Source organism: Chryseobacterium sp. HNCC26DJ240, assembly GCF_057180485.1.
In genome coordinates this window covers 93,829-107,336 of the sequence record NZ_JBXUGK010000003.1, presented here as the reverse complement: position 1 = coordinate 107,336, position 13,508 = coordinate 93,829, and the positions used below count along the sequence as shown (strand labels likewise).

13 protein-coding genes are annotated in these 13,508 nt (G+C 36.7%); 6 read left to right on the top strand and 7 right to left on the bottom strand.

Annotated features, from left to right (window positions below; genetic code table 11):
• Positions 1-27 precede the first annotated feature (27 nt).
• The 5 genes from AC2A1G_RS06530 to hemA form a co-directional block, all read right to left on the bottom strand.
• A complete protein-coding gene (locus AC2A1G_RS06530; protein ID WP_484046126.1) occupies positions 28-705 on the bottom strand; it encodes a uroporphyrinogen-III synthase in 678 nt (225 codons plus the stop codon).
• Between the two features lie 261 nt (positions 706-966).
• Entirely contained in the window at positions 967-1,623 is a 657-nt protein-coding gene (locus AC2A1G_RS06525) for a peptidoglycan recognition protein family protein (protein ID WP_484046125.1), read from the bottom strand.
• Between the two features lie 6 nt (positions 1,624-1,629).
• Entirely contained in the window at positions 1,630-2,211 is a 582-nt protein-coding gene (locus AC2A1G_RS06520) for a DUF1287 domain-containing protein (RefSeq protein WP_484046124.1), read from the bottom strand.
• A 142-nt stretch (positions 2,212-2,353) separates the two neighbouring features.
• Complete coding sequence (hemC, locus tag AC2A1G_RS06515) at positions 2,354-3,262, bottom strand: hydroxymethylbilane synthase (protein WP_484046123.1); 909 nt, start codon at positions 3,260-3,262, stop codon at positions 2,354-2,356.
• The gene (gene hemA / locus AC2A1G_RS06510; RefSeq protein WP_484046122.1) at positions 3,249-4,523 is read right to left on the bottom strand and encodes a glutamyl-tRNA reductase; all 1,275 of its coding nucleotides are present in this window, start codon (positions 4,521-4,523) and stop codon (positions 3,249-3,251) included. The genes hemC and hemA overlap by 14 nt, the downstream gene beginning before the upstream one ends.
• Before the next feature lie 236 nt (positions 4,524-4,759).
• Between hemA and AC2A1G_RS06505 the strand changes: the two genes are divergently transcribed.
• The 6 genes from AC2A1G_RS06505 (at position 4,760) to AC2A1G_RS06480 (ending at position 11,443) form a co-directional block, all read left to right on the top strand.
• Positions 4,760-5,785 (top strand): rod shape-determining protein, encoded by a 1,026-nt coding sequence (locus tag AC2A1G_RS06505; RefSeq protein WP_262149884.1) that lies wholly within the window; start codon positions 4,760-4,762, stop codon positions 5,783-5,785.
• Between the two features lie 28 nt (positions 5,786-5,813).
• Complete coding sequence (gene mreC / locus AC2A1G_RS06500; RefSeq protein WP_484046121.1) at positions 5,814-6,668, top strand: rod shape-determining protein MreC; 855 nt, start codon at positions 5,814-5,816, stop codon at positions 6,666-6,668.
• The gene (locus AC2A1G_RS06495; protein ID WP_484046120.1) at positions 6,661-7,167 is read left to right on the top strand and encodes a rod shape-determining protein MreD; all 507 of its coding nucleotides are present in this window, start codon (positions 6,661-6,663) and stop codon (positions 7,165-7,167) included. The genes mreC and AC2A1G_RS06495 overlap by 8 nt, the downstream gene beginning before the upstream one ends.
• Positions 7,164-9,191 carry a peptidoglycan D,D-transpeptidase FtsI family protein gene (locus tag AC2A1G_RS06490; RefSeq protein WP_484046119.1) on the top strand — a complete coding sequence of 676 codons (2,028 nt, stop codon included), beginning with the start codon at positions 7,164-7,166 and terminating at the stop codon, positions 9,189-9,191. Before AC2A1G_RS06495 ends, AC2A1G_RS06490 begins: the two co-directional genes overlap by 4 nt.
• Positions 9,188-10,555, top strand: a complete 1,368-nt coding sequence (gene rodA / locus AC2A1G_RS06485; protein ID WP_484046118.1) for a rod shape-determining protein RodA — start codon at positions 9,188-9,190, stop codon at positions 10,553-10,555. The genes AC2A1G_RS06490 and rodA overlap by 4 nt, the downstream gene beginning before the upstream one ends.
• Before the next feature lie 306 nt (positions 10,556-10,861).
• Positions 10,862-11,443 carry a pentapeptide repeat-containing protein gene (locus AC2A1G_RS06480; protein WP_484046117.1) on the top strand — a complete coding sequence of 194 codons (582 nt, stop codon included), beginning with the start codon at positions 10,862-10,864 and terminating at the stop codon, positions 11,441-11,443.
• A 142-nt stretch (positions 11,444-11,585) separates the two neighbouring features.
• On the opposite strand, the gene serS is transcribed toward AC2A1G_RS06480, so the two are convergent.
• Positions 11,586-12,854, bottom strand: a complete 1,269-nt coding sequence (serS, locus tag AC2A1G_RS06475) for a serine--tRNA ligase (RefSeq protein ID WP_484046116.1) — start codon at positions 12,852-12,854, stop codon at positions 11,586-11,588.
• 111 nt (positions 12,855-12,965) lie between these two features.
• Positions 12,966-13,475 carry a hypothetical protein gene (locus tag AC2A1G_RS06470; protein WP_484046115.1) on the bottom strand — a complete coding sequence of 170 codons (510 nt, stop codon included), beginning with the start codon at positions 13,473-13,475 and terminating at the stop codon, positions 12,966-12,968.
• Positions 13,476-13,508 lie beyond the last annotated feature (33 nt).

Here is a 13,508-nt window from a genome sequence, read left to right as displayed (position 1 = left end):
TTAGCTTTTGGCTTCTGGCTCATGGCTTTAAAAGCTCAGGTTTGCAGACAGCATTTTTAATAAATCTTCTAAATTGTTTTTTCTGCTGGTAAAAATTTTATTATCAGTAAATTTTTTTAATTCTTTGGAAGTGGTTTCGCCAATCGAAAAAAGGAGTGTGTTTTCCAGAGAATTATTTTTCGCAAAACTACGAACTCCGCTTGGGCTAAAAAAAACTATGGCGTGATATTTCTCAGTAATTGTCGGATTGAGCTCTTCCGTCTCATAAACCACTACTTTTTTGTACTGAATATTTTGCAGCGGAAGTTTTTTATCCAAAACGTCAAGCGCAAGATTTCCACAGAAATGAATGAATTTTTGTTGCGAACATTTTTCAATAATAAACTTTAAAAGCGTTTCGGCATTTTTTAAAACTTTAAAGGTTCCGAAACCGTTTTTCCGAAGTTCTCTCTTGGTTTTTTCGCCAACGCAGTAGATTTTGTTGTAGTTTTTTGACGTAAAATCTTCATCAGCCTTAAAACCGTTTTCGAAAAAGGATTTTACACCGTTTGCGCTTGTGAAAATCAATGAATTGTCTTTTAAATCAAAACTTTTTACAGGAAGGGATTTTATTTTGATGACCTCAATTGTTTCAAACGAAATATCACTTTCCAATTTCTCGGAGATATATTTTTCATCTAAATTTTTGGTAAATAAAATGTTCATTGTTGTTTAACGCAATAGTTTTTTGGCTACTATCTGTTTTTAAAATTCGAAAGGGCCTTCTATAAAACTAAAATAACGAAGTTTTTTAATCAGTTTTGAATGTTCGTTCTGTTTATAATTCTCAAAAGCAACAGTCATTTTGTCGTTCCGTAGGAATCTAAACGGTTTTACATTAGCGCATTGAGATTCTTTCAGAATGACAAAAATACTACTAAAAACTAAAATATTCCTGAAAGTTTAATTTTAGATGAAAGACTGGTTTTAAGGCTTATCCTTTAATTTTAAATCAGAAATTTTCTGTCTTACTTTGTTCATAAAATCTTTTCCGGGATCTTCTTTTCCTGTGAAATATTTCGGATCAGATTCTTTCCAAAGTTTTGAATTTCTGAAAACTCTGTATTCTGAATGGCCGATGAGGTATTCAATTTTATATTTTTGAGTTAAATATCTGATTAATTGAGCGTTGGCTTCGATCTGTTTGTCTGTAAGTAGCTGAGTTTTACTTCCGATATTTTCAACTCCGATGGCGCAGTAATTTAGACCGATCGTATGTCTTGCAAACTGATTGGATTCCATTAATTGATAAACTGTTCCGTCTCTGTCGATAATAAATTGAGAAGAAACATTTAAAGTGCTTTGTTTTTTCAAAGTATTTCTGGCACTTTCGAGATGTGTATTGTTAAAATATTTAAAATTGCTTTCCACCGTTCCGCCAGCCGTGTAATGCAAAACGATCATTTTAGGAACAATCGTTGGTGTTTTCTGGATTAAACCGTGATGGTCTTTGAGATATTCCAGACTTAAACGGACTCTTTCCGCTGAATAATTAATCGGTTTTTCAACAATTTTTAAACCTGAATTCTGTGCAGAACTGAAATGTATAACAAATACGAAAAGAAGGAAAATTACCTTTTTCATGCTGAATTATTTTGAATATTGGTAATGTCCCGTAATCGTAAATTTAAACAGACAATCTTCAATCACCTGTCCGCCACCGATGTTGTGAACAATTAAATATCTTTTTCCGTCTGCTGATTTTTTGTTGACTACAATTCCGATGTGAGTTAAATTTCCGGGAAGAAGCCATGTCACGATATCTCCGGGAGCGTAGAGTGCAGGATTGGTTTCAATAGATTTCGATTTCCCGAATTTGGCAAAGAAAACCTTCAGATTGGGAACTCTTCTGTGGTCAATGTTGGTGTCCGGTCTTTTCAAACCCCAGTTTTTCGGATATTTTGAGAAGTTTTTTTTCATATCTTCATGCACTTCCTTCTGAAGATCAATTCCCAGTTTTCTGTACGCACGAATGACCACATCTGTACAAACGCCTTTGTCTGCGGGAACATCGCCGTTCGGATATTTGATTGAAAAATAGGCAGGATCGTAAACTACACGGTCTTTTGTCAGACTCAAAGCAGCATCACACAGTTTTTGGGCAAACTGATTCTGCGCGTTGGCTGCAAAAACAAAAAACAGAAGAATGAGTATGGAAAAATATTTTTTCATCACTTAGAAATTTGAAGATAGACTTTCTGTAAAGTTCAAAAATTAAATCCAAACAATAAAGAATCTAAAATATAAAGAAATGTTAAGATTCTGGAGAAGTATTAATTTTACCTAAACCTAAACCTAAACCTAAACCTAAACCTTAAATCTGACTTTTAATCTCCGCCATCAATTCTTTACCGCCGTTTTCCAAAACGATATTCGCAAACCTGGCTCCGAAATTTTCTTCTTCATTAAAATCAAAACTTTCGTCGGTAGCGATATAATTTTTACCATCGAGCGAGCAGAGTGCCGCTTTTAATCTGATTTTATCTTCAAATCTTTCTGCAAAAGCACCAATTGGAGCAGTACAGCCACCTTCCAGTGTGCTGAGGAAATTTCTTTCAATTTCCACGCAGATTTGGGTTTCTCTGTGATTGATTTTAGCTAAAATTTCGTTGATCTCCTTCTTCTTCGAATGACCGGCAACAGCCACCACGCCCTGAGACGCAGCAGGAATCATCATCGGAAGGAATTCATAATCGATATCCATTTTCATTCTTTTGATTCCGGCTAATGATAAAATTGTCGCATCAAAATCCTGTTCCTCCAGTTTCTGAAGTCGGGTTTGAATGTTTCCTCTGATGTCGAAAAATTCCGTTTCCGGATACTGTTTCAACCAAAAAGCTCTTCTTCTTAAACTGCTTGTTGCTAATTTAAGTTCGTGTAATTCTTTATTGACAGCAGATTTTCTTCTGATTAAAACATCCTGTGGGAAATCTCTCGCCAGACAGGCCACGATTTCTATGTTTTCCGGAAGTTTTGTGGGAACATCTTTCAATGAATGTACAGCAATGTCAATTTCGTCATTCAGTAAAGCAATATCTAAATCTCTCGTGAAAACACCTGTAATTCCCAATGAATAAAGTGGTTGGGTAAGATTTTTGTCGCCTGAAGAAACAATCGGAACAATCTCGGTGGTGTAATTTAATTCCTGCAGTTTTTCTGCCACTTCCTCTGCCTGCCAAAGGGCGAGCGCAGATTTTCTTGTTCCTATTCTAATGTTTTTCATTGAATTCATTGTTGGGTTGTTCCACTAAAATTTCGTGCATCAGTTTGCTGATTTCTTCGGCTTTCAAAGGATTGTCGATGATGTATTTTGCAAAACGGTTGGTGATTTTCTGAATCATTTTTTCAGAAAGTTCCATATCGTTGATGTTGATGTATTTGTTTTTTCTGTAAAAGTTATGCATTTCGTTGCGTTCCATATTTTTCAGAACGGCTTTGAAATGATGAATGTTCGGCGCCAGTTTTCTCTTTTTTTCCCATTCAAGAAAATCTTTGGTCATTTCTTTAATGATGACTTCCGCTTTCGGAATTTCCTTTTCCCTCTGCTGAATAGTTTCATGAATCTGTTTCGAAAGTTCGTCAACATCGATCAGTGTTACATTTTCAAGTTCAGAAACGTTTTTATCAACATTATGAGGAATCGAAAGATCGATAATTAAAATTTCTTTTCCGTTGCTTAAATGAGATTTGTTTATGATCGGAGTTTTGGCACCTGTTGCAACAATCAGAATATCTGTGTTTTCCAATTCTTTATCAAAATCAGCATAATCAATATTTGGAATACTGTATTTTTCAGAAATCTTCGCTGCTTTTTCCTGCGTTCGGTTGGCGATTTTTATTTTTGGCTGATAAACGTGTTTTACTAAATTCTCAACCGTGTTTTGCCCGATTTCTCCAACACCGAGAAGAAGAATGTTTTTTTCGGTAATTCTATTCTGATTGTTTAAAATATAATGAACCGCCGCATAAGAAACCGAAGCCGCTCCGTTGGAAATTCCCGTTTCATTTTTAATTCTCTTCGAAATTTGAATCGCAGAATTGATAGAACGCTCTAAAAATGGATTTGAATTTTTTCTTTCTCTTTTAAATCTTGCGTACGCTTTTTTGATTTGCCCAATAATTTCAAAGTCTCCGATGATCTGACTCTCCAATCCGGCTGCCACTCTGAAGAGATGTTTCAGTGCTTCTTCTTTAGTTAGAATATTAGCAAAATGTAGAAAATCGTTCAGCTGTACATCGATGGTTTTGCAGTACTCTTCGGCTATCAGAAGGTAGTTGTTGGTTGTAGTGTAAATTTCTGTACGGTTGCAGGTAGATACAACGAATGCGTCGCCAAGATCCTGCTCGTGAACTTTGGTGACGAAACTTTTGATGTTTTCATCAAAAAATGCAAATTTTCCTCTTGTCTCAACATCGGCTTTCTCGTAACTGATTGACAGAACGGCAAAATTGGATGTCTGATGTACTTTAGAATACTGTATCATAAACAAGTGCAAATTTAATTCTTTTTTATCAAAGCATTTTGTGATTCCATTTATGATAAATATCGTGAAAAGCTATTTATAATGATGCTAAACAACAGAAAAAGTATTGATTTTTTATAAGTCTACTGTTAAGGGATGTTTGAAAATTTAATAAAATTTTAACCAAATAATTTAAAATCAAATTTTATGGCTGATGTTAAATTTATATCTTTGTAAACTTAAATCACCAGAAACTTATGGGCTTATTCGATATGTTTACGCAAGAGATTGCGATAGACCTTGGAACCGCAAATACACTTATCATACATAATAATAAAATTGTAATTGATCAACCCTCCATAGTTGCTATTGAGCGTTCTACAGGCAAGCCTATTGCTGTAGGAGAGCAGGCAAAACACATGCAGGGAAAGACTCATGAGGATATCAAAACCATCCGTCCTTTGAAAGATGGGGTGATTGCAGATTTCCATGCTTCTGAGCATATGATTAAAGAATTTATTAAAAAAATCCCTGGTATTAAAGGTAAATTTATTCAGCCTGCTTTAAGAATTGTAATCTGTATCCCTTCAGGAATTACTGAGGTCGAGAAAAGAGCGGTGAGAGATTCTGCGCAGAAAGTAAATGCAAAAGAAGTACGTTTAATTTACGAGCCAATGGCAGCTGCAATAGGAGTTGGTATTGACGTTCAGAAGCCGGAAGGTAACATGATTATCGACATCGGTGGTGGTACAACTGAAATTGCTGTTGTTGCTTTGGGTGGTATTGTTTGTGATAAATCTGTGAAAATTGCAGGAGATGTATTCACCAATGATATCGCATATTTTTTAAGAACACATCACAATTTATATATCGGAGAAAGAACTGCTGAAAGAGTTAAAATTGAAGTGGGTTCTGCGGTTGAAGATTTGGATGTGGATATCGATGATATTCCAGTTCAGGGAAGAGACCTTATTACAGGTAAACCAAAAGAAATTATGGTTGGTTATAAAGAAATTGCAAGAGCTCTTGATAAATCAATCATCAGAATTGAAGATTCTGTAATGGAAACTTTATCACTTACTCCTCCGGAATTGGCGGCTGATATCTACAAAACAGGTATTTATCTTGCCGGTGGTGGTGCTTTACTGAGAGGTTTGGCAGACAGACTTCACAAGAAAACAGGTCTTCCTGTTTTTGTAGCAGAAGATCCTTTGAGAGCTGTTGTAAGAGGTACGGGTATCGCACTTAAGAATATGGATAAATTCAATTTCTTAATTAAATAATTTTAACTTTTTACGACCTTTTATCTGAATGGGATTTTTGCTGAGAATTTTTTCGAAGAACTCTTTGTTTATCTTCTTTATTTTTCTGCAGATCATTGCTCTTGTTCTGATATTTTCTAAAAACGCAATGCAGAAATCGTGGCTCGCCGGTCAGAGTGCAGCCTTTAATGCGTGGGTTTCCGGCTATATTGACGAAGGGGTTTCTTATCTGAAACTCAAGCAGACCAATGAAGATCTTGTTGCTCAGAATAAAATGCTGATGACTCAGCTTTATGGTAAAGGCTACAACAAAAACCCGATGTTCAGAAAGGTACACGATACTTTGGGCGGCGGTCAGATCTACACTTTTGTAGACGGCGATATTGTTTTCAACAGTATCAACAGAAGAAATAATTACTTCACAATCAACAGAGGTAAAAGAGACGGTGTTTATCCTCAAATGGGCGTTATGGCACCAAAAGGAATTGCGGGGATTGTTATTAATGCTACAGATTCTTATGCCCTTGTTCAATCTGTTTTAAGTATAAAAAACATCAGAGTAAATGCTTCTCTGAAAAAATCAGGCTACTTCGGAACACTTACCTGGAAAGGGGACAACTCACGGGTGATGCATCTTGCAGATATTCCGAAATATGTTTCTGTGCGGGTAGGCGATACGATTGTAACCGATGGTAAATCAGCAATCTTTCCTCAAGGTGTAATGATTGGTAAAGTGGCGGGATATTCTGTAGACAACCAAACCGGTTTCTGGGATATTTCTGTTGAACTGAGCGAAAAAATGGGTGCTTTAAGTAAAATTTATGTGGTTAAAAACCTGAAAAAAGCAGAAGTGCAGAAAATTCAGGATACCATGCAAGCAGTAATTAAGAAAGAACATGATTAGCAGAACCATATTTACCGACCTTTTGATCATGGCATTTCTTGTGGCACTGCAGATTTTTGTGCTTAATAGAATTACACTTTTCGGGATTTATACACCGGTTATTTATCCTGTTTTTGTTATGTTTTATCCGTTTTTCAGAAACAAATTCCAGTTTTTAGCATTAAGTTTTTTAATTGGTTTTACGATTGACACATTCCTTCATTCAGGAGGAAATAATGCTTTTGCAACCACGCTCATTGCTTATTTCAGAACATTGATTTTCAGAACATCTACAGATACTTCCACAGACTTTTTCTCATTTCAGTCTTTGCAATGGAGTCAGTTTTTACTATTCTTATTTTCAAGTATCTTCCTGCATCAGCTATTTGTGCAGTATATTGAGTTTTTCAAATTCACAAGAATTTTTGAAATTTTGCTTAATATATCGATTACAAGCTTAATTTCGTTTATATTTATAATCATTTACGCATTAATCTTTAAAATCAAACAGAAAGTTTGAATACACGCTATTTAAAAATCTTTTCCGTACTCGTTGTCATTGCTTTAATATTTGTAGCAAGGCTTTCGTATTTACAGCTGTTTACAGACAGGTATGCGTTAAATGCTGCCAATACCTCCATTAAAACCGAATATATTATTCCACAGAGAGGTGTGATTTTTGACAGAAACGGAAAAATTCTGGTAGGAAACCAACCGGCTTACGAAATTTCTTTTACTCAGGCTTTAATGAAGCCCGATTTTGATACCATTGCTTTTTGTAATTTAATGAAAATCTCAAAACCTGAATTCATTAAAAAAGTCAATGCAATCAAACAGGAAAAATATTTCTCAAAGCTCACACCAATGACTTTCTTTAAAGATTTAAGTAGAGAAGACATTGCAAGAGTTCAGGAAATTATATTTAAATATCCTGCATTCAACATCGTTTCAAGACCTCAGAGACAATATGAAGTTTCTACTTCCGGAAATCTTTTAGGGTATACCAATGAAGTGAATGATGGCGAAATCAAGAAAGACTCCACCTATTATCTTCCCGGAGATTTTATAGGTAAAAGTGGTGTTGAAAAGGCTTATGAAAAAGAACTTCGCGGAATCAAGGGTATCAAATATATCCAAAAAGATATTAAACTCAGAAATGTAGGTCCATATAAAAACGGAACTTTAGACAAAGAAGTTGTTACAGGAAAAGACATTACGCTAACCATCGATTACGACCTTCAGAGAATGGCGGAAGAAATGCTGGTAGACAAGCATGGAGCCGTAGTTGCCATCGATCCCAACAACGGTGAAGTTCTGGTTGCAGCGACAGGTCCGGATATTGATCCTAACCTTTTTACAGGACCAAACAAATCAAGAAATCTTTACAGACTTTCAAAAGACACCATTTACGAAAACAAACCCACTTTCGACAGATCTCTTCAGGCAGGCTATCCTCCGGGATCGACTTTCAAATTGCTGACCGCCCTGGCTGCGATGCAAATGGGTGTGATGACCGACAAAACAATTTTCCCGTGTGGTGGCGGATTTTATTACAGAGGAAAAAGAATCAAAGGTCACGGTGGTGCCGATCCGCTAATTCCGTCGATTCAGGTTTCGAGCAACTGTTTTTTCACTTATGCGTTTATTGCTATCATTAAGAAATATCCGGGAAATCCATCCAAAGGTGTTGATGAATGGAAAAAAATCATGAGCAGTTTTGGGGTAGGCGAATTTTTAAATAATGATTTTGCTGTTGGCGCAAAGGGCAGAATTCCTTCAGGTGATTTTTATGAAAAACGGTTTAAAGCAATTATGAAAGCCAACGGCTCGCAGAAAGTAGATTTTAAAAACTGGGACGAAATGCCAACAGGAGCGATCTACAACGGTATGGGCCAGGGTGACGTTTTGGTGACACCGATTCAGCTCGCAAATTATGTTGCAGCAATTGCCAACCGCGGTTGGTACTACACGCCTCACATCGTAAAATCAATTGACGGGAAACCTAATCCCGATCCGAGATTCAAAAAGAAACATCAGACTTTAGTTGAAGCGAGACATTTTGAACCTGTATTAAAAGGGATGGAAGCCGTAGTGCTTGCCGGAACCGCCAGAGGTTTGAAATCAACTGAGTTTACGCAATTGGCTAAAACTGGAACCGCACAGGTTCCCCAAGGAAAAGATAATTCAATTTTTGTTTTGATTGCTCCTGCTGATAAGCCTAAAATCGTAGTTGTTGCCGTAATGGAACACGCAGGTTTTGGTGCAACATGGGCAGGTCCAGCGTGTACGGTTATAGCCGAAAAATATATTACGGGCGACTTGAAGCGTGAACATCTTTACAAAAAAATGATCACTGCCAGCTTTATGCCTGAGTACAAGCGTCAATGGATTGCTGATTTAAAAAGGAAAGGTCTCTACAAAGAGCCAAAACCGGATTCTATCAAACTGAAAAAAATACAGGACAGCCTTGAATTGGTTAAAAAACAAAAAGCCAAACTTCAGGAAAAAGAAAAAGCAAAAACTTCTAAAAACCCGAAATTATGAAGTGGACAGAAGGAATAGACAAACTCGGGCTCGGACTGTATTTTTTGCTTTGCATTTTTGCGATTGCCAATATTTACAGTGTAGATCAGAAATTGGGCGAAAAACAATTGATTTTCTTCGGGATTTCAATCTTTGTAGGCTTAATTATTTTCTTCAGCAGAAGTAAGTTTTTTGAAAATCTTTCAGCGATATTTTACATCGGCGGTGTCTTGCTTTTGATCGGGCTTTTCCCTTTCGGAACCGAAATTTTAGGACAGAAAAACTGGTATAAATTCGGAAGTATAACCATGCAGCCCGTGGAGTTTTCCAAGATCGGAACAGCTTTGATGTTGGCGAGCTACGTTTCCGGAGCTGAATTTAATTTAAAAAACAGAAAATCTTTATTAACAACTTTAGCGATTATTGGAATTCCTGCTGTGGTTGTTTTAATGATTCCCGATGTTGGTTCATTGCTCGTCTTTTTGGCATTTTTCATAGCATTGTACCGTGAAGGACTGAGTGGTTGGCTTTTCGGTATTGGTGGCACGTTTGCTGCTGTATTTCTTACATCCCTGGCATTTCCGCCGGAGCATGTAATTTTATTCCTTGTCCTGATTGCTGAAATTGCGATTGCCATTTCGATGCTAAGACTATCCTTGAATTGGTTTCTAATTTTGGGAATCGTCGTGGCGCTTATATTAGCTTATTTTATCTTGATTTTCAATGCATATATTCTCTTGGGAATTGTTATTGCCATCGGGATTTATCTTGTAGTAAAATCTTTTCAAGACTCTGTTGATATTATTTCTATAGTTTCTGTTGTAGGAGTTATAGCGGTTTTATCCCTACTTTCCTTCGGGACACCTTACGTTCTCGAAAAACTCCCGAAACACCAAAGAGAAAGAATTGAAGTTCTTTACAAAGGTGAAAAGGCTTTCAGAGATACTTCAGGTTATAATTTGCTTTATTCTAAAACAGCTATCGGCTCTGGCGGAATGTTTGGCAAAGGCTACCGTGAAGGATCTGTTACGCAGGGAAAATTTGTCCCTGAGCAGGAAACAGATTATATTTTCTGTACCGTGGGCGAAGAATGGGGATTTGTAGGAAGTGCTGTTTTAGTATTATGTTACATGGTTTTCATCGGACGGATTTATTACCTCGCAGAGAAGCAAAAATCGAGTTTTAACCGTGTTTTCGGGTATTGCTTTGCTTCGATTCTCTTAATGCACTTTTCCATCAATTTAGGGATGGTTATGGGCTTGTTTCCGACGGTGGGTATTCCTTTGCCGTACTTCAGTTACGGTGGAAGTTCGCTTTTAGCATTCTCGATTATGACTTTTATTTTCTTTAAATTAAATTACGCCGATAAGAATAGCTTGGTATAGGAGAAGGAAGCTGGAAGATGGGAGATGGAAGTTTACAGCTTTTCTTTAGAATTTTATAATCTGCTCAATCGGCAAAATCTGCGTGAGATAATTTTAAAACATATATTTTACTAATTTGGAGCCTGTTTAAATTTCATCAAAATTAATTTCCCCGACCCTAAAGGGAGTTAATTCTGATGAAATTTACAAGGCATTTTTCCACCCTTTAGAGTTGGGGAAAAGAAAAATGACTTGTAAATTTGTTTTTTAATGATTTTTAAACAGGCTCTAATTGTCTAAAACATTATTTATTCCAGAAAGATTTCCATGAATTCAAATTACATTTCAGATCAACATTACAATCAGGTAAATTTCACTGAATCTCCTTTACAGTCAGGTGAATACGAAAACTGTGTTTTTCAAAACTGCAATTTTGAATACGCCGACTTTTCCGGTTTTAAATTTAATGACTGTGAATTTGTAGACTGTAATCTAAGTATGGTCAAGTTAAATTCCACTGCTTTCCGCGATATCATTTTTAAAAATTCAAAAATGCTCGGGCTTGCCTTTGATTCCTGCAATGATTTTGGACTTTCTTTCAGATTCGAAAACTGTATTCTCAACAATTCTGTATTTTACAAACTGTCGCTTAGAAAAACTGTTTTCAAAGACTGTATTTTACGCGAAACCGACTTTTCGGAAGCTGATCTCAGGAATGTAGCTTTTCTAAACTGTGATCTTTCAGGTGCAACTTTTGACCGTACAAATCTCGAACAATCAGATTTCAGAACGGCTTACAGTTTCGCTTTTAATCCCGACAATAATAAAATGAAGGGAGCGAAATTTTCTCCTTTAAATCTCTCCGGATTACTGCTTCATCACAAAATTATCATCGACAAAAACGCATAAAAAAACCACCTCGAAGGGTGGTTTAAATTTTTTATTGAAGTTAATTTTAATTAAGTTTACTTAAAGAAACAATCTTAAATTTGCCTGCAAATTCTTAATCAAACTTAACAGCTTAATAGACCTTAATGGTTCAAAATCTCAATTAACTGATCAATTCAAATCTTGCATATTCAGCAACTTTCTTCGGCAATTTGATTCCTTCCTCAGTCTGGTTATTTTCAAGCAAAGCTGCCATAATTCTAGGCAAAGCCATCGCAGAACCGTTCAAAGTATGCACCAACTGAGATTTTCCGTCCGCTTTATACCGGCACTTCAATCTGTTCGCCTGAAATGTTTCAAAATTGGAAACTGAGCTTACCTCAAGCCATTTTTCCTGAGCAGCACTCCACACTTCAAAATCGTAAGTCATTGCAGAAGCAAAGCCTGTATCGCCGCCACAAAGTCTTAAAACTCTGTACGGAAGCTCAAGGTCAACCAAAATTTCTTTGATGTGTTCTACCATTTCTTCCAAAACAGCATAAGAATTTTCCGGCTTTTCGATTCTTACAATTTCTACTTTTTCAAACTGATGAAGACGGTTCAGACCTCTTACGTGTGCACCATAACTTCCCGCTTCTCTTCTGTAACATTGCGAGAATGCTGTATTTTTAACCGGAAGATCCTTCTCCTGAAACAAAACATCACGGTAAAGATTCGTCACAGGAACTTCAGCTGTAGGAATCAGGAACAGTTTATCTTCGTTGATGTAATACATTTGTCCTTCTTTATCAGGCAATTGCCCCGTTCCGAAACCTGAAGCTTCGTTTACAACGTGAGGAGGGTTTACTTCCATGTAACCTTTTTCAACATTTTTATCTAAAAAATACTGAACCAAAGCTCTCTGTAATCTCGCACCTTTTCCAAGATAAACCGGGAAGCCTGCACCAGCAATTTTCACACCCAATTCAAAATCGATCAGGTTGTATTTTTTTGCAAGTTCCCAATGCGGAATTGCACCTTCGCCCAAACCTGCCACGTCGTGAGACTGATAGATAATTTCGTTGTCATCCGCAGATGCACCAGCTTTTACCTGCTCATTCGGAATATTCGGAATTTGATATAAAATGTTGGTCAAATCTACCTCTAAACTGCCCAGTTTTGTCTCCAGTTCTTTGCTCGACTCTTTATATTGTGCAGTTTTAGATTTCGATGATTCTGCTTCTTCTTTTTTGCCTTCTTTCATTAAAATCCCGATTTCTTTGGCGATTTTATTCATTTCGGCAAGTTGAGAATCCAATTCGAACTGAATTTTTTTTCTTTCGTCGTCGGTAGCAATTGCTTGATCTACTAACTCAGGATTCTTAAAATTTCTTTTTTTAAGACCTTCTAAAACGCGTTCCTTGTTGTCGCGCAAAAATTGAACCTGTAACATAAATGAGTTGTTGGGTGTTTGAAGATGGTTGTAAAATCATTTTTTGGTGACGGAATTTTTTTAAACTTCCACCATCCAATATCTTACATCCTGCAATTTATGAAAATTAAATTATTTCGTAATGGTAAATGTATTCCCTGAGGTTGGAGTTTTGTTGAAAACTTCATCTTTATTGTATAAAACCTTCGACACCTCAAAAAGTGTAGGCGACCACCGGTACTGAATTTCCATCGTGTCTAAAACCGTCTGAAACAAAGTGTCATTCACCTTCCGGCTTAGATTTAGGGCGATTCTTGAGTAGTAAACGCGGTTTTCGGCGCCGGCATCAGATGACAGCAGTCTTCGTGTAGCTCCTGCAGTATATTCAATGGAATATGTAGAATCTGCCTGCATCGTAGGGCCGGAAAAATTGACTGGTGAATTATCATTTTCGCCAAAGACGTCGTTCATTTTGATATTCGAGTATGAGCCGACTGCTGTAGGATTCAGAAGATCTTGTCCTGCCGCATTTTTCATGTAAAAAGTTATGATCTGATCGATGTTCTGCAGGCTTTCTTCATCACTTCTGCAGCTGAGAAGTGCCAGTAGCAACAGCGATATTCCCCAAAGATATTTCTTCATTTTACAAAGTTAAAATATTAATTTGTAGAGCCG